The following is a 16,117-nucleotide window of genomic DNA, read 5'->3' as shown; positions in this document are numbered from 1 at the left end:
ATCGAGGAGCGATGGCCGAAATCCACGAACTGCGGTCGAGATTCGCTGCGGCGCTGTCTCGCATGTACGGCCGCGAGGTTCCGGAGTACACGACGCTCGTGGACGTCACCGAACAGGTCAATGCGGACCATCTGGCCGCGCACCCGGACACCGCGGAACGCCTCGGCAGCATCGGACGGGTGACCGCGGAACGGCATGGCGCAATCCGGGTCGGGACGCCGGCGGAGATGCACGACGTCGCGGTGCTGTTCGCCGGTTTCGGCATGTACCCGGTGGGCTTCTACGACCTGCGCGAGGCGACGCCGCCGGTGCCGGTGGTATCCACCGCCTTCCGCCCGATCGATCCCGACGAACTGGCCCGCAACCCGTTCCGGGTGTTCACGTCGATGCTGACGACGTCGGATCGGCGCTTCTTCGATGCCGATTTGCAGCGGCAACTCGACCGCTTCCTGGCACGCCGTCGCTTGTTCCCGGACGTGCTGTTGTCGTTGGCCCGCCGCGCCGCGGACGACGGGGGCCTCGACGAGCCGCAGGCGCAGCGCTTCGTGGCGCTCGCGACGTCGGTGTTCGAGTTGTCGCACGAACCGGTGGACCTGGGGTGGTATCGCGAACTCGAGCAGGTCTCCGCGGTGGCCGCGGACATCGGCGGCGTCACCAGCACCCACATCAATCACCTGACGCCGCGGGTGCTCGACGTCGACGACCTGTACGCGCGGATGTCGGCGCGCGGCATCGCGATGATCGACCGGATACAGGGGCCGCCGCGGTGGGACGGCCCGGCGGTGCTGCTGCGGCAGACGTCGTTCCGGGCGCTGGCCGAACCGCGCCGCTTCGCGCTGCCCGACGGCTCGGTCACCGAGGGCGCGCTGCGGGTGCGGTTCGGCGAGGTCGAGGCACGCGGGATCGCACTCACCCCGAGTGGGCGGGCACTCTACGACGAGCTGATGGACGAGGATCCGTCGAACGCGAACGGACTGTGGGACAAGCGCTTCCCGGCGTCGGAGGACGAACTCGAGAAACACGAGGCCGCCTATTTCACGTTCCACGACGGGGTGCGCGAACCGATCGTCTACGAGGACTTCCTACCGAAGTCCGCGGCCGGCATCTTCCGATCGAATCTCGACACCGACACCGACACCGACACTGCCGCGTCCGCCGCAGGGTCCGGCACCGACTTCTCCCGCGCCTCGCTGGCGGCGGCGATCGGCCGGGACATCCACGATCCGTACGAGCTGTACCGACGTCAGCAGGAGCAGTCGAGAGGACAACGGCGATGACACTTCCCGGCACAGGACTGTTGGCGGACCGGGCGATCGCGGCGCTCGGTCGTTGCGGGGCAACACTTCCCGACATCGCCGGCGACGCCGGACCGGCCCCCATCGAAGCGCGGACGCCCATCGACGGTTCCGTGCTGGCCTTCCTGCACCCCAGCACGTCCGCCGATGTCGACGCGGCGGTGCGGGGCGCGGCGGAGGTGTTCCCGACGTGGCGGACGATGCCTGCCCCGGGGCGGGCCGCGGTGGTCCGCCGGTTGGGTGAGCTGCTCGTCCAGCACAAGACCGACCTGGCGGACCTGGTGACCCTCGAAGCGGGGAAGATCCGTTCCGAGGCCCTCGGCGAGGTCCAGGAGATGATCGACATCTGCGAGTTCGCGGTCGGACTGTCCCGGCAGCTGTACGGGCGCACCATCGCCTCGGAGCGGCCGGGGCATCGGCTGGCGGAGACGTGGCATCCGCTCGGCGTGGTGGCGGTGATCTCGGCGTTCAACTTCCCGGTCGCGGTGTGGTCGTGGAACACCGCGCTGGCGCTGGTGTGCGGTGACCCGGTGGTGTGGAAGCCGTCCGAGACGACCCCGCTCACCGCGATCGCGTGCGACGCGCTGCTGCGCCGGGCGGCGGCCGAGACCGGAGCCCCGGACGGCCTGCACCACGTGGTGCTCGGGACGGCGGTGGTGGGCGAGCAGTTGGTCGACGACCCGCGGATCGCGCTCGTGAGCGCGACCGGATCGGTCCGGATGGGCCGCGCGGTGGCGCCCCGGGTAGCGGCCCGCTTCGGCCGCTGTCTGCTGGAGTTGGGCGGCAACAACGCCGCGGTGGTGACGCCGTCGGCCGATCTGGATCTGACCGTGCGCGCGGTGGTCTTCGCGGCCGCCGGGACCGCAGGACAGCGCTGCACGACGCTGCGCCGGCTCATCGTGCACCGGTCGATCGTCAACGAGGTGACCAACCGGATCGCCGACGCGTACCGGCAACTGCGGGTGGGCAACCCGTTCGACGACGGCGTCCTGGTGGGCCCGTTGATCTCCGGAGCAGCGCTGCACGCGATGCACTCCGCGCTCGACACCGCGCGCGCCGACGGCGGTGTCGTCGTCACCGGCGGCGAACGCATCGGTGGCGGCGGCTCGTTCTACGTCAGGCCCGCAATCGTCCGGATGCCGTCACAGACCACGATCGTGCGGGCCGAGACGTTCGCGCCGATCCTCTACGTCCTCGCGTACGACACGTTCGACGAGGCCATCGAACTGCACAACGCTGTCCCGCAGGGGCTCTCGTCGTCGATCTTCACCACCGACCAGCGCGAGGCCGAGCGATTCCTCGCCTCCGACGGCTCCGACTGCGGCATCGCGAACGTCAACATCGGCACGTCCGGCGCCGAGATCGGTGGCGCGTTCGGCGGCGAGAAGGACACCGGTGGCGGGCGTGAGTCCGGCTCGGACGCCTGGAAGTCGTACATGCGCCGCGCCACCAACACCGTCAACTACTCCGACGAACTCCCCCTCGCGCAAGGGGTGGAGTTCGGCTAGCCGGTCTGCTCGCCGCGGTTCTCGTCGCGCCGCAGCCGCGCGTCGTAGTCGGCCCGTGCGGTGGGGTCGACGCGGGTCAGTGCCCGCTCACCGCCGACGGCGCGGCGGATCCACCGCACCAACCGTTCCGGTGCCACGGCGAGCCCGACGTCGAGTGCCGCGAGGTAACCCGGAACGGGTGTCTCGGCGCGGCGGGTGCGGACGGTACGGACGATCGCGTCGGCGATGTCCTCGGGATCGACCGTCGGCAGTCCCTTGCCGAGCGGTATGCCCGACGTGAGCGTCGTGCGTACGGCGCTCGGCAGGACAGTGCTGACGCTCACTCCGTGGTCGGCGAACTCGAGCCGGGCTGTCGCCGAGAGTCCCACGGCCGCAAATTTGCTGGCGTTGTACACCGCCAGCCCGGGGATCGCGATCTTCCCGGCGAGCGACGCGACGTTCACGACGTGCCCGCGTCCGCGCCCGATCATGCCGGGCACCACGGCCCGCATCCCGTGGATCGGGCCCCACACGTTGACGTCGATCGTCATCTCACCGGTCGCGTCCGGCTCGTCCAGGAACCCGCCGACCGGCATGACACCGGCGTTGTTGACGAGGATGTCGATCGCCCCGACGTCAGCCACACACGCGTCCCATGCCGTCCGGGACCGGACGTCGAGAACGTGGGCAGTGCCGATGCCTGCTGCGGCGTGCTCGACCGCACCCCGATCGAGGTCGGCGAGGGCGACGTCCGCTCCACGGGCGGCGAAGGCCTTCGCGGTGGCGCGGCCGATGCCGCGTCCGGCACCGGTCACGAGCACTCGTGCACCCTCGAGCGCGATGTCGGGATACCGGGTCATGACGACACCTCCGTCGACGTCAGGTAGGCCGATGCGTCGAAGTCGCGCAGTCGTTCTCGCATGCGACCCGTCGACCACGGCCAGTTGAAGCTGTTGCGGCCGTTGACGTCCAGGAAGTAGCTCTGGCAGCCACCGGCGTTGTAGACGGTGGTGGCGAGGGCCTGCTGCACCTCCGCATTGAACGCCGCCTGCACCTCGGGGCGGGTCTCCATCCGGGTCCAGCCGGCTGCGCGCGCCGCTCCGATCGCCGCCGTCAGGTAGTCGAGCTGCGCCTCGAGGATCATGAACGCCGACGTATGGCCGGTACCCAGCGCCGGACCCAGCAGCACGTACGCGTTGGGGAATCCCGCGACGGTGGTGCCGAGGTACGCCTGCGGACTGCCCTTCCAGTGGTCACCGAGGCTGCGCCCCTGACCGTCGAACACCCGTCCGGCGATGGGCATGTCGAGGATGTGGAAACCGGTGCCGAAGATGATGGCGTCGACCTCCCGTTCCTGCCCGTCCGCGCCGATCACCACGTTGCCCCGCACCTGCCGCACCGCGTTCGCGTGCACCTCCACGTTCGGACGGTTCAGCGCCGGGTAGTAGCTGTTGGACATCAGCAGCCGCTTGCAGCCGAGGGTGTAGTCGGGGGTGAGCGACCGCCGCAGTTCCGGATCCCGGATCTGCGCCCGCAACTGCATGCGGCCGATCTGCTGGATCACCCGCAGGATCCACGGGTTACGGAAGCCGACCCCGAGGGCCTCCATGATCCCGTACTGGATGCGCCGCAACGCGTTCAGCGCCCCGGGCACCGCTCCGATCGCCGCCCGGACCGGACCGGGCAGCGTGGTGTCGGGCTTGGGCAGTACCCACTGGGCGGTCCGCTGGTACAGGTGCAGTTCCCCCACCACCGGCGCGATCTCGGGGACGAACTGCACCGCCGACGCGCCCGTCCCCACGACGGCGACGCGCTTGCCGGACAGGTCGTAGTCGTGGTTCCAGCGCGACGAGTGGAACACCTCCCCGGCGAACCCGTCGAGCCCCGGAATGTCGGGGACGAGCGGCTGATTCCACGGGCCCGCGGCGGCGATCAGCGCGTTCGCGGTGAAGGTGCCGTTCGACGTCTCCAGCACCCACCGCCGCGTCGTCTCGTCCCACCGGGCACGCAGCAGTTCGGTGCCGAACTCGACTCGCTCGTGCACGCCGTGCTCGGCGGCCGTCCGCTCGATGTATTCGCGGATCTCGTGCTGTCCCGCGAACAGTCGGCTCCACCCCGGGTTCGGTGCGAACGAATACGAGTACAGCGCGGACGGCACATCGCACGCGCACCCGGGATATGTGTTGTCGCGCCACGTTCCGCCGAGCGCGTGGGCCTTCTCGAGGATCACGACGTCGCCGATCCCCATGCGCTGCAACCGGATCACGGCACCGATGCCCGAGATTCCTGCCCCGACGACGATCACCTCGTGGTGGCCGGTCATGCGGACGCTCCCGTCGCGAGGGCGCGCTGCACCGACGTTCGGGTGCTGCGCAGCGAGTGTTCCAGAGTGGCGAGTCGGCGCCTGTCGTCCATGAAGTTGGGGCCCATCACAGTGAGATCCTCGGCCGTCGCGTCGACCCGGATCACCCGCGTGCCGGACGCCTCCAACGCCGCGCACTCGGCGTCGAGTCCGGCACTCATCCAGTTCCGCAGGACCGCTCGCTCGAGAGCGGCCGATCCCCGGCCGGGCACCCGACCCCGGGAGGCCATGGGCGCCAGCACGATCACCTCGCCGAGTCCGCGTTCGGCCAGCAGGTCGGCCGACGCGGTGGATGCCGCACCGCCGTCGACGTACCGCCGGCCGCCGATGGTGACCGGCCGCATCCAGCCCGGGATCGCCCACGACGCCCGCAACGCCTCGGATAGCGCCGCCTTCGGCGCCCCCTGCGCGCCGAAGGGCACTCGCTCCCCGGTCGCGGCGTCCATCGCGACCAGCCACGTCTGCGGATGCGCGACCCAATCGCCGGATGCCGCGACGCCGGTGGCGAGGCGGTCGAGCCATTCCGCGTCTCCGCGCCCCTCCGGGAGCAGTCCGCTCAACCGGGTCATGGTGGGCAGCGCACGCCGCAGCAGACCGGGCGCACCCGGGCGTGGGCGCGGCAGTGGAGGGAATCGGCCGGGCGCGCCGGCGAGGTGTCCGGCGAGCACAGGATGCGTCGACTCCCCGAGTTGCATCGCGAGGATCTCGTCGACACCGATGCCGCTCCCGAGCATCGTGACGAGTTCGGCACCCGCGGACGTGCCGACGAGAACGTCGGCGTCGCGTGGGTCCCACCCGAGGGCGTCCCGGATCGCGATCAGCGCCGCGACCGTCCATGCCGCCCCCAGCGTCCCCCCGCATCCGATGACCAACCCGCGACCGAGATATGTGTCACTCGAAGTCATATCCAGAAACTAGCAGCATTCAAATACTCTCGGTAGCCCAAATGTCGTGAAGAATGACGGCATGGCACGTTTGACCAGATCGGAAAGCCAGGCCCGCACCCGCGCGGAGCTGCTCACGACCGCCCGCGACTTGTTCCTCACCGACGGCTACGCGCTGACTTCTCTCGAGAAGGTCGCCGAGACGGCGGGCTACTCGAAGGGCGCGGTGTACTCGAATTTCCGCGGCAAGAAGGAACTGTGCCTCGAGGTTCTCGATCTGATCCACACGACGAAGTTCGAAGAGGTGGCAGCGCTCGTGGCCGCCGACGGCGAACTCGACGAGCTTCTCGAACGTATCCAGGAGTGGGCCGAGCGCACCCTGGGCGACGTGGGTTGGACGATGCTCGAGTTCGAGTTCATCGCCGCCTGCCGGCACGACCCCGACGTGCAGGCCGCGCTGGCATCGGCCCTGGGGATGGCGCACGGAATGGTTCTCGCGCTGGTGAATTCGCTGACCGCCGCGACCGGTACCGCGCTGCCGCTGCCGCCCGAGGAGGCGGCGCGCAGCATCCTCAGCCTCGGCGTGGGCCTCGGTATCCAGCGCGCCATCGACCCCACCATCTCGGCGCGGATCGTCACCGACAATGTGCGCGCCCTCCTGCACCGAGGCTCGCCCCTCCCCGACTCAGGGGCGAGCGTCGGCTCACGACCCTCCGGCTCGGTCAGTACAGGGTGCCGATGAAATCGAAGATCGCGGGCTGAACCGCAGGGTTGGCGTTGCTGATTCCGGTGGCCGCGCCGATGACGCCACCGATCGCCGCACCGGGGATACAGCCGACGAACAGGAACAGCACACACCCGACGACCGCGCCCACACCGGCGCCGATCTGCGCATTCATCTGGCCGCCGCCCACCCAGCCCTTCTCGATCTCGCTGATCATGTTCGAGTAGGCGTCCTGGCGGGCGTCCACGTTGTTCAGCGCACTCACACCCTGTGCCGGGATCGCCGGCGTGAGAGTGAGTTTGCCGCCGTCGACCGACGGCACCAGCGGAACGTCCACCCCGGCCACCCGGTAGGTGAGCGGGACGGTGCCGACGGTCGTCCCCGCCGGATCGACGACGTCGACGACGTCGCCGGCCACCCGGAAGGTGCCCGCATCGAGGACAGTGTCGAGCGACGTACCGTTCGCGCCGATCTGGGTCTGGTAGTGGATTGCGCCCGGCGCCGGCGGCGGCCCGGGCTCGGCGTAGGCGGTACCGGTTGCCACGCCGAGTGCAGCGATGGCGAGCACGGACACAGCCGCAGTCCTGTGGAGTTTCACGGGGAGCTCCCTCCTTGCGGGAAGACGGCCCCGACCTGGTCAAAGACCGTCCGGAACATCCATTAGACTAATGAGTGGAGGCCGGTCTGTACGGCCTAACCGGGATTCCTGACCGATTCTCGGACGACTTCGACGACGGGCCCCGTCGCCGGTCCGGCAGCGTCCGGTGATGTCCGATTCGACCGCATTCGCCCCGGCATTCCGACTCTCCGGCGCGAGCGTGCCGACCACCGCGTGGGACACCGGCGTGGAGTAGAGACGCGATGTCGCCTCCGCGACCGACGGGCGCCCGCATCGCTGATCGGCGAAGTGTCGGTACCTGCAGGCAAGATGGACCGCATGGACGCCGTCCTCGATCGCTTCTCCGCGCCCACCAGGGAGTGGTTCTACGGTGCCTTCCCCGCACCCACCGCCGCCCAGTTGGGTGCGTGGGACTCCATCGCGAGTGGTTCGCACACGCTCGTCGTCGCGCCTACCGGGTCGGGAAAGACGCTGTCGGCGTTCCTGTGGGCGCTGGACCGGTTGGCGACGGCGGTCGAGGCCGGCGCATCCGACGAGAAGCGCGCCGCTGAGCGGCGCACCACGGAGCAGCGCACCACCAAGGTGCTCTACATCTCTCCGCTCAAGGCGCTCGGCGTCGATGTCGAACGCAACCTGCGGGCGCCGCTGGTAGGCATCACGCAGACCGCGAAACGTCTGGGGTTCGAACCGCCCGAGATCCGCGTCGGTGTGCGGTCGGGGGACACCCCCACCGGCGAACGGCGCAAGATGATCAAGACGCCGCCGGACATCCTCATCACCACACCCGAGTCGCTGTTCCTGATGCTCACGTCGTCGGCGCGGGAGACCCTCACCGGCGTGGAGACGGTGATCGTCGACGAAGTCCACGCGGTCGCCGGCACCAAGCGCGGCGCCCACCTCGCGCTGTCGCTCGAGCGTCTCGACATGCTGCGCGACAAACCGGTCCAGCGGATCGGACTGTCGGCCACGGTGCGCCCGCACGAGGAGGTGGGTCGCTTCCTCGCGGGTTCGGCACCGATCCGCATCGTCGCTCCCCCCGCGGCGAAGACGTTCGATCTCACGGTGCGGGTCCCGGTCGAGGACATGACGGAACTCGGTATCGCCGAGCCCGATCCGGAGTCGATGTCGCCCACTCCGCAGGCCGGGTCGATCTGGCCGCACGTCGAGGAACAGATCGTCGATCTGATCCTCGACCACCGCTCGTCGATCGTGTTCGCGAACTCGCGCCGGCTCGCCGAGAAGCTCACCGCCCGGCTCAACGAGATCTACGCCGAACGGCTCGGCGGCGCCGTCGAGAAGCAGGGCAGACCGCCCGCGCAGCTCGGCGCGCCCACCGAGGTCAACTACGGTGCCGATCCCCTGCTGGCGCGGGCCCACCACGGCTCGGTCAGCAAGGACCAGCGGGCGATCATCGAGGACGACCTCAAGTCCGGGCGTTTGCGCTGCGTGGTGGCCACCAGCAGCCTGGAACTCGGAATCGACATGGGCGCAGTCGATCTCGTGGTGCAGGTGGAGGCGCCGCCGTCGGTCGCGAGCGGGTTGCAGCGCGTCGGCCGCGCCGGACACCAGGTGGGCGAGATCTCCCGTGGTGTGCTCTTCCCCAAGCACCGCACCGACCTCATCCACTGCGCCGTCACGGTCGAACGTATGACGAACGGCAAGATCGAGGCACTCGAGATTCCCGCGAATCCGCTCGACATCCTCGCGCAGCAGACCGTCGCCGCCACCGCCCTCGAACCTCTCGACGTGGAACAGTGGTACGACGTCGTCCGGCGCAGCGGTTCCTTCGCGACCCTGCCCCGTTCGGCGTACGAGTCGACGCTCGACCTGCTCGCGGGTCGCTATCCGTCGGACGAGTTCGCCGAACTGCGTCCCCGCCTGGTGTGGGACCGCGACGGTGGCACCCTCACCGGACGCCCCGGTTCGCAGCGTCTGGCCGTCACGTCGGGCGGCGCGATCCCCGACCGCGGCCTGTTCGCCGTCTACATGGTGGGCGAGCGACAGTCCCGGGTCGGCGAACTCGACGAGGAGATGGTCTACGAGTCCCGCGTGGGCGACGTGTTCGCGCTCGGCGCCACCAGTTGGCGGATCGAGGAGATCACCTACGACCGGGTGCTGGTCAGTCCCGCGTACGGGCTGCCCGGACGGCTGCCGTTCTGGCACGGCGACGGTCTCGGCCGTCCCGCCGAACTCGGCGAGGCCCTCGGCGGCTTCCTGCGCGAGCTGTCGTCGAGCACGCCGGACGAGGTGGCCGCGCGTCTGGTCGCCGCCGGGCTCGACACGAACGCCACCACCAACCTCGCCGCGCTGATCGAGGACCAGCAACAGGCCACCGGGCGGGTACCCACCGACCGAACCCTCGTGGTGGAGCGCTTCCGCGACGAGCTCGGCGACTGGCGACTGGTGCTGCACTCGCCGTACGGGCTGCGGGTGCACGCACCGTGGGCGCTCGCGATCGGTGCGCGCCTGCGTGAACGATTCGGTGTGGACGCCGCCCCCACCGCGTCCGACGACGGCATCATCGTGCGTCTGCCCGACACCGACGACACCCCGCCCGGCGCGGAACTGTTCGCGTTCGAGCGCGACGAGATCGAGGACATCGTCACCGACGAGGTGGGCGGCTCGGCGCTGTTCGCGTCCCGGTTCCGTGAATGTGCCGCACGCGCACTGCTGCTACCCCGCCGCACCCCCGGCAAGCGGGCCCCGTTGTGGCAGCAGCGGCAGCGGTCGGCACAGTTGCTCGACGTCGCGCGCAAGTTCCCGACCTTCCCGATCCTGCTCGAGACCGTGCGCGAATGCCTGCAGGACGTCTACGACCTGCCCGCGTTGCGGGATCTGTTCGGCCGCATCGCCCGCCGGCAGATCCGGATGGTCGAGGTCGAGACCGCAACGCCGTCACCGTTCGCGAGTTCGCTGCTCTTCGACTACGTGGGCGCGTTCATGTACGAGGGCGACAGCCCGCTCGCCGAGCGTCGCGCAGCCGCACTGTCGCTCGATTCCACACTGCTCGCCGAACTGCTCGGCCGGGTGGAGTTGCGCGAACTGCTCGACGCCGACGTCATCGCGAAAGCCGAGCGGGAACTGCAGCGGCTGGCGCCCGAACGCCATGCCCGCGACGTGGAGGGCATGGCCGATCTGTTGCGTCTGCTCGGCCCGGTCACCACCGAGGAAGCCGCCGAGCGCTCCACCGCCGATCCGGTGCCGTGGCTCGACGAGCTCGTCGCGCACCGGCGCGCGCTGCGCGTCTCGTTCGCAGGACGCCAGTGGTGGACGGCCGTCGAGGACGCCGCCCGGCTGCGCGACGGGCTGGGGGTGCCGCTGCCCATCGGTACGCCGGCCGCCTTCATCGAGCCCGTCGACGATCCGCTCGGCGATCTGCTCGGTCGTTATGCGCGCACGCACGGTCCGTTCACGGTGTCGGAGGCCGCGGAGCGCTTCGGAATCGGCTCCGCCGTCGCTCGCGACGTCCTTGCGCGACTGGCGAACGAGAAACGTGTCGTCGAGGGCGAGTTCCGGCCCGGCGCGTCCGGCAGCGAATGGTGCGACGCCGAGGTGTTGCGCCGACTGCGGCGCCGCTCGCTCGCGGCGGCGCGGGAGGAGGTGGAGCCGGTCAGCGCAGCGACGCTGGGCCGATTCCTGCCCGGGTGGCAGCATGTCGGTGGCTCGCTGCGCGGACTCGACGGCGTGGTGACGGTCGTGGAACAGCTTGCGGGCGTTCCCGTTCCCGCGTCCGCCCTCGAGTCTCTGATCCTGGCGTCGCGGGTGCGCGACTACTCCCCCGCGATGCTCGACGAACTCACCGCCACCGGCGAGGTGCTGTGGTCCGGTGCCGGGCAGATCTCCGGGAAGGACGGCTGGGTGAGCCTGCACCTGGCCGACTCGTCTCCGCTGACATTGGCGACGCCCGCCGAGATCGATCTCACCGACCTGCATCGCAGCATCCTCGACACCCTGGCCGGCGGCGGCGCGTACTTCTTCCGGCGACTGTCCGACACCGTGCAGTCCACCGACGACACCGCACTCGCCGCTGCGCTCTGGGACCTGGTGTGGGCCGGGTACATCGGAAACGACACGTTGGCCCCGCTGCGTGCGCTGCTGTCGGACACCTCGCGTGCCACCCCCAGCCACCGCACGCCGCGGCGTGCGCCCCGCGCTCACGCGTATCGCCGGCTCGGACGTCCCACGATGCCCACCCGCAGCGGCCCGCCCACCGCGGGGGGACGGTGGTCGCTACTACCCGAACCGGAACCCGACCCCACGCTCCGCGCCCACGCCACCGCCGATCTGCTGCTCGAGCGGTACGGCGTCGTCACGCGCGGCTCGGTGGTCGCGGAGGAGGTTCCCGGCGGCTTCGCGTCGATGTACAAGGTGCTCACCGGCTTCGAGGACGGCGGACGCTGCCGGCGCGGCTACTTCGTCGACACCCTCGGGGGCGCGCAGTTCTCCACGCCCGATGTGGTCGATCGCCTACGCACCCACAGCGACTCGATCGAGGGCCGCCACACGACGGCACCTGCCGTCACACTCGCCGCGTCCGACCCCGCGAACCCCTACGGCGCGGCACTGCCGTGGCCGCAGTCGATGGCCGGTGACGATGCCCCAAAGCATCGCCCGGGCCGCAAGGCCGGGGGCCTGGTGTCGCTCGTCGACGGCGAACTGGTGTTGTTCGTCGAGCGCGGCGGACGGACCGTCCTCACCTTCACCGACGACATCGGCGTCCTGCGCACCGCCGCCGAATCGCTTGCCGCCACCGTGAAACGCGGCGGCATCGACAAGGTCGTCGTCGAGAAGGTCGACGGCGCCACCATCCACGGCAACGACTTCGCGCCGTTGCTCACCGAGGTGGGCTTCTCTGCCACCCCGCGCGGCTTCCGATTGCGGGCGTGACGCGATGCCCGAGGGAGACACCGTGTGGCAGGCCGCGCGACGCCTCGATACCGCGCTCGCCGGTCGCGTCCTGACCGAGTGCGACATCCGGGTGCCGCGCTACGCGACCGTGGACCTGTCCGGCGAGGCGGTCGACGCGGTCGTCGCCCGGGGCAAACATCTGCTGACCCGTATCGGCGCGCACACGATCCACACGCACCTGAAGATGGAGGGCTCCTGGCAGGTGTATCCACGCGGCGCTCGATGGCGGCGTCCCGCGCACCAGGCACGGATCGTACTGGGCACCGAAGACACTGTCGCCGTGGGCTTCTCCCTCGGGATCACCGAAGTGGTCGATCGCAGCGACGAGGAGAGTGTGGTGGGGCATCTCGGCCCCGATCTACTCGGCGCGGACTGGGACGCCGTGGTGGCCACCTCGAATCTCGTTGCGGCGGGCGAACGTCCCATCGGCGAGGCACTGTTGGACCAGCGCATCATGGCGGGTATCGGCAACGTGTACCGCAACGAGATCTGCTTCCTGCGCGGCGTCGATCCGCGCACCCCGACCGCTCGGGTGCCGGACCTGCCGAAGGTGGTCGACCTCGCGCACCGGGTGCTCCGCGCCAACCGGGACCGACCCGTCCGTGTCACCACCGGCGACCGGCGACCGGGACGACGGGACTGGGTGTACGGGCGCGGCGGCAAGCCGTGTCTGCGCTGCGGAACTCCGATCGCCGCGGCCGAGTTCGGTGAGGAGCCCGGCCGTGAGCGGTCGATCTTCTGGTGTCCGAACTGTCAGCCCCTGCTCCCGCCCGGCGGCTGACCCGCCGCCTGCAGCAGCGCGACGCAGTGCGCGACGAACTGCTCGCGCGGAGCGGTGATCGTGCCGTCGAGGTATCCGATGAACAGGCTCGTCAAAGCTCCGACCAGACCGACCGCCGTCATCTGACGCTCGTCCGGATCGGACAGCGGCGAGAGTTGCTGGTGCACCAGCAGGACGAATGCCGGCGCGAGTTCGAGTCCCTGTCCACCCAGCGCCGGTTCGGCCAGTGGTGCGAGTAACAGCACCCGCCCGCGCGCCGGATCGTCGACCATCAACTCGACGAACGTCGACACCGCCGCGACCGCCCGATCCTGCGGCGATCCCGACGACGCCACGGCCGCGACGAGCGCGTCCCGCGCCTGCCTGCCCACGTCCTCGTACACGGCCCGCACGAATTCGTCCCGGTCGGCGAAGCTCTCGTAGAAGTAGCGCTCGGTGAGCGCGGCGGATCGGCAGACCGCTCGAACGCTGACGGCGGCGCCGCCCTCTGCGCCCAGCAGTTCGATTCCGGCAGCCAGGAGTGCCTCCCGGCGCGCGGCGCGGCGTTCCTCGAGGCCGGTGCCCGCCCAGGTCCGCCGTTGCGCGTCCAACAACCCTCCAGTCCTTGACCGACTTCCGCCGATCCTAATCTGACAACAGGTGTAGTCACTCTTTCGGGAAGTCGGCTCGCATGACGGGCTCGTCCACCGCAACGATCCGAGTCACTACGCGCCACCCATGGGGTGATTGTGCGACGCTCTGTCGCATGGAATCGGATCTCCGCTCGTTGCTGCACCGGCCGTTGCTGAGCCGGTCCGTGCCGCTCGACAAGGACAACGCCGCCAGCCGGATCAGTGCCTACGTGTACGGCAACATCCTCATCCTCGCGGCGTTGATCCCGGAAACGATCTCGCGCAGCGATTCCCGCACGATCGCCGTGGTCGCAGGCACGGCGATCTCCACGTTCATCGCCCACGCGTTCGCCGAGGGGGTGGGCAAGTCGGTGCGTTCGGGCCGGCAGCTGACCACCGCCGAACGCTTCGCGGAGCTTCGCGACTCGGTACCGGTACTGAGCTCGGCGGTCGTGCCGATCGTCGTGCTGGGCACCGCATACTTCGGCTGGCTCGAACCGTTCACCGCGCAGGTGATCGCCGAGGTCGCGATCCTCGTCCGGATCGCGTCCATGGTCTTCGTCATCACGCGCCTGCGCGGCGAGCGGCCGTCCGGTTACACGCTGATCGCGGCGGCGGCGCTCGCCGTCGTCGCCACCGCGATCGTCGTGCTCAAGGTCGTGCTGACCCACTAGGGGCGGTGCCGGGTACCGGTTCGAGAATTTCCGCGCGGGCCTCGGGCGCCGCGGCACGCAGGGCGTCGGCGGAAAGGTCGTCGGGCTGCGCCTGCGAGAGCACCTCTGCCTCGACGCGAGCGCGGTACGTTTCGACCTCGCGGTCGATCGTGGCGTCGTCCCAGCCGAGGATCGGCGCGACCAGGCGGGCCACCTGCTCGGCGCAGTTCACCCCGCGGTGCGTGTACTCGATCGAGATGCGCGTACGGCGGGCGAGGATGTCCTCGAGGTGCAGCGCACCCTCCGCGGCGACGGCGTACACGGCCTCCGCCTGCAGGTAGTCGGGCGCATCGGTGATCGGCTGCAACAGTTCCGGCGACTGCTTGGCCGGGGCGAGAACCTCGTCGATCAGCGATCCGTAGCGACCTAGCAGGTGCTTGATCCGATAGGGGTGCAATCCGTAGAGCTGTCCGAGGTGCACCGCCTGGTTCACGAGCGCGAAGTAGCCGTCCGCGCCCACCAGCGGAACCTTCTCGGTGATCGACGACGCGACGGCCGCCGGAAGATCCTCGGCCGCCAGATCGACGGCATCTTTGCCCATCACCCGGTAGGTGGTGTACTTCCCGCCGGCGATCGCGACCAGGCCCGGCGCCACGCGCGCCACCGCGTGCTCGCGGGACAGCTTCGACGTCTCGTCGCTCTCCCCCGCAAGCAGTGGACGCAAACCCGCGTAGACGCCGTCGATGTCCTCGTGGGTGAGCGGGGTGACCAGCACCTTGTTGACGTGGCCGAGGATGTAGTCGATGTCGGCCTCGGTGGCGGCAGGGTGCGCGAGGTCGAGGTTCCAGTCGGTGTCGGTGGTGCCGATGATCCAGTGGTTGCCCCACGGAATCACGAACAGCACGGACTTCTCGGTACGCAGGATGATCGCCGAGTCGCTCACGATCCGGTCGCGCGGAACCACGATGTGCACGCCCTTCGATGCGCGCACCCGGAACCGGCCCCGCTGGTGCGAGAGCGCCTGGATCTCGTCCGTCCACACGCCGGTTGCGTTGATGACGACGTGTCCCTTCACTTCCGTGGTGGCGCCGGTCTCCGAATCCCGCACGCGCACACCGGACACTCGGTCCGCCTCGCGCAGGAAACCGACGACCTGCGTGGAGGTACGCACCACCGCACCGTAGTGCGCCGCGGTACGCGCGACCGTCATCGTGTGACGGGCGTCGTCGACGACGGTGTCGTAGTAGCGGATACCGCCGATCAGCGCATTACGCTTGAGTCCGGGCGCCATCCGCAGCGCGCCGGCGCGCGTCAGATGCTTCTGTGCCGGAACGGACTTCGCGCCGCCCATTCGGTCGTACAGCAGGAACCCGGCCGCCATGTACGGGCGCTCCCACCCGCGATGGGTCAGCGGGAAGAGGAACTTGAGCGGTTTGACGAGATGCGGCGCGAGCGTCGACATCGACAACTCCCGTTCGTGCAACGCCTCCGCGACGAGCCCGAACTCGAGCTGTTCCAGGTAGCGCAAACCCCCGTGGAACATCTTCGACGAACGGGACGACGTGCCCGACGCGAAATCCCGCGCCTCGACGAGCGCGACCTTCAGTCCGCGGGTCGCGGCGTCGAGGGCCGCGCCCACACCGACCACCCCGCCACCGATCACCACCACGTCGAACTGCTCGGTTCCCAACTGGTCCCACGCCTGCGCCCGCTGCTGCGGGCCGAGGAACTGCACACCAGGCTGCTTGTCCAACTCGGTCTCCCGTGGTTGTCGGCGAATCTGGTCTCAGGCT

Annotated in this window: 12 protein-coding genes; 6 read left to right on the top strand and 6 right to left on the bottom strand. The window is 69.9% G+C overall.

What is annotated here, in order from left to right:
- Nucleotides 1–11: 11 nt before the first annotated feature.
- On the top strand, nt 12–1,277 hold the full coding sequence (gene hglS / locus PSS76_RS07515) for a 2-oxoadipate dioxygenase/decarboxylase (RefSeq protein WP_337456082.1): 1,266 nt from the start codon (nt 12–14) through the stop codon (nt 1,275–1,277).
- Nucleotides 1,274–2,803, top strand: coding sequence for an L-piperidine-6-carboxylate dehydrogenase (gene amaB, locus PSS76_RS07510; protein WP_084968590.1), 1,530 nt, complete (start codon nt 1,274–1,276; stop codon nt 2,801–2,803). Before hglS ends, amaB begins: the two co-directional genes overlap by 4 nt.
- Here amaB and PSS76_RS07505 read toward each other — a convergent pair.
- Genes PSS76_RS07505 through PSS76_RS07495 form a run of 3 tightly spaced genes read right to left on the bottom strand, consistent with a single transcriptional unit; the run spans nt 2,800 to nt 6,049 of the window.
- Nucleotides 2,800–3,642: an SDR family oxidoreductase gene (locus PSS76_RS07505; protein WP_084847469.1), complete on the bottom strand. Its 843-nt coding sequence runs from the start codon at nt 3,640–3,642 to the stop codon at nt 2,800–2,802. The genes amaB and PSS76_RS07505 overlap by 4 nt on opposite strands.
- The gene (locus PSS76_RS07500; protein ID WP_337456081.1) at nt 3,639–5,105 is read right to left on the bottom strand and encodes a flavin-containing monooxygenase; all 1,467 of its coding nucleotides are present in this window, start codon (nt 5,103–5,105) and stop codon (nt 3,639–3,641) included. Before PSS76_RS07500 ends, PSS76_RS07505 begins: the two co-directional genes overlap by 4 nt.
- Nucleotides 5,102–6,049, bottom strand: coding sequence for a patatin-like phospholipase family protein (locus PSS76_RS07495; RefSeq protein WP_013416786.1), 948 nt, complete (start codon nt 6,047–6,049; stop codon nt 5,102–5,104). The genes PSS76_RS07500 and PSS76_RS07495 overlap by 4 nt, the downstream gene beginning before the upstream one ends.
- A gap of 61 nt (nt 6,050–6,110) precedes the next feature.
- Between PSS76_RS07495 and PSS76_RS07490 the strand changes: the two genes are divergently transcribed.
- Entirely contained in the window at nt 6,111–6,770 is a 660-nt protein-coding gene (locus tag PSS76_RS07490) for a TetR/AcrR family transcriptional regulator (RefSeq protein ID WP_064076667.1), read from the top strand.
- On the opposite strand, the gene PSS76_RS07485 is transcribed toward PSS76_RS07490, so the two are convergent.
- A complete protein-coding gene (locus PSS76_RS07485; protein ID WP_226347365.1) occupies nt 6,751–7,350 on the bottom strand; it encodes a DUF8020 domain-containing protein in 600 nt (199 codons plus the stop codon). The two genes, PSS76_RS07490 and PSS76_RS07485, sit on opposite strands and share 20 nt — an antisense overlap.
- A gap of 339 nt (nt 7,351–7,689) precedes the next feature.
- Here PSS76_RS07485 and PSS76_RS07480 point away from each other — a divergent pair, with 339 nt between their 5' ends.
- Both PSS76_RS07480 and PSS76_RS07475 read left to right on the top strand, forming a co-directional pair.
- Complete coding sequence (locus tag PSS76_RS07480) at nt 7,690–12,258, top strand: ATP-dependent helicase (RefSeq protein ID WP_337456146.1); 4,569 nt, start codon at nt 7,690–7,692, stop codon at nt 12,256–12,258.
- Between the two features lie 4 nt (nt 12,259–12,262).
- The gene (locus PSS76_RS07475; RefSeq protein WP_084869177.1) at nt 12,263–13,060 is read left to right on the top strand and encodes a DNA-formamidopyrimidine glycosylase family protein; all 798 of its coding nucleotides are present in this window, start codon (nt 12,263–12,265) and stop codon (nt 13,058–13,060) included.
- On the opposite strand, the gene PSS76_RS07470 is transcribed toward PSS76_RS07475, so the two are convergent.
- Nucleotides 13,033–13,650 carry a TetR/AcrR family transcriptional regulator gene (locus PSS76_RS07470; RefSeq protein WP_337456145.1) on the bottom strand — a complete coding sequence of 206 codons (618 nt, stop codon included), beginning with the start codon at nt 13,648–13,650 and terminating at the stop codon, nt 13,033–13,035. The two genes, PSS76_RS07475 and PSS76_RS07470, sit on opposite strands and share 28 nt — an antisense overlap.
- Nucleotides 13,651–13,805: 155 nt before the next feature.
- Between PSS76_RS07470 and PSS76_RS07465 the strand changes: the two genes are divergently transcribed.
- The gene (locus tag PSS76_RS07465) at nt 13,806–14,345 is read left to right on the top strand and encodes a hypothetical protein (protein ID WP_005518606.1); all 540 of its coding nucleotides are present in this window, start codon (nt 13,806–13,808) and stop codon (nt 14,343–14,345) included.
- Here the strand turns inward: PSS76_RS07465 and PSS76_RS07460 are convergent.
- The gene (locus PSS76_RS07460; RefSeq protein ID WP_005518605.1) at nt 14,323–16,077 is read right to left on the bottom strand and encodes a glycerol-3-phosphate dehydrogenase/oxidase; all 1,755 of its coding nucleotides are present in this window, start codon (nt 16,075–16,077) and stop codon (nt 14,323–14,325) included. The two genes, PSS76_RS07465 and PSS76_RS07460, sit on opposite strands and share 23 nt — an antisense overlap.
- Nucleotides 16,078–16,117 lie beyond the last annotated feature (40 nt).

The organism is Prescottella sp. D32 (assembly GCF_037287305.1).
GTDB lineage: Bacteria > Actinomycetota > Actinomycetes > Mycobacteriales > Mycobacteriaceae > Prescottella > Prescottella equi.
Note: the sequence above shows the minus strand (reverse complement) of the source record. Positions and strands in the feature narration are given on the sequence as shown.

Coding starts and splice junctions, on each gene's coding strand:
- hglS (WP_337456082.1), top strand. CDS start 12: ATGGCCGAAATCCACGAACTGCGGTCGAGATTCGCTGCGGCGCTGTCT.
- amaB (WP_084968590.1), top strand. CDS start 1,274: ATGACACTTCCCGGCACAGGACTGTTGGCGGACCGGGCGATCGCGGCG.
- PSS76_RS07505 (WP_084847469.1), bottom strand. CDS start 3,642: ATGACCCGGTATCCCGACATCGCGCTCGAGGGTGCACGAGTGCTCGTG.
- PSS76_RS07500 (WP_337456081.1), bottom strand. CDS start 5,105: ATGACCGGCCACCACGAGGTGATCGTCGTCGGGGCAGGAATCTCGGGC.
- PSS76_RS07495 (WP_013416786.1), bottom strand. CDS start 6,049: ATGACTTCGAGTGACACATATCTCGGTCGCGGGTTGGTCATCGGATGC.
- PSS76_RS07490 (WP_064076667.1), top strand. CDS start 6,111: ATGGCACGTTTGACCAGATCGGAAAGCCAGGCCCGCACCCGCGCGGAG.
- PSS76_RS07480 (WP_337456146.1), top strand. CDS start 7,690: ATGGACGCCGTCCTCGATCGCTTCTCCGCGCCCACCAGGGAGTGGTTC.
- PSS76_RS07475 (WP_084869177.1), top strand. CDS start 12,263: ATGCCCGAGGGAGACACCGTGTGGCAGGCCGCGCGACGCCTCGATACC.
- PSS76_RS07465 (WP_005518606.1), top strand. CDS start 13,806: ATGGAATCGGATCTCCGCTCGTTGCTGCACCGGCCGTTGCTGAGCCGG.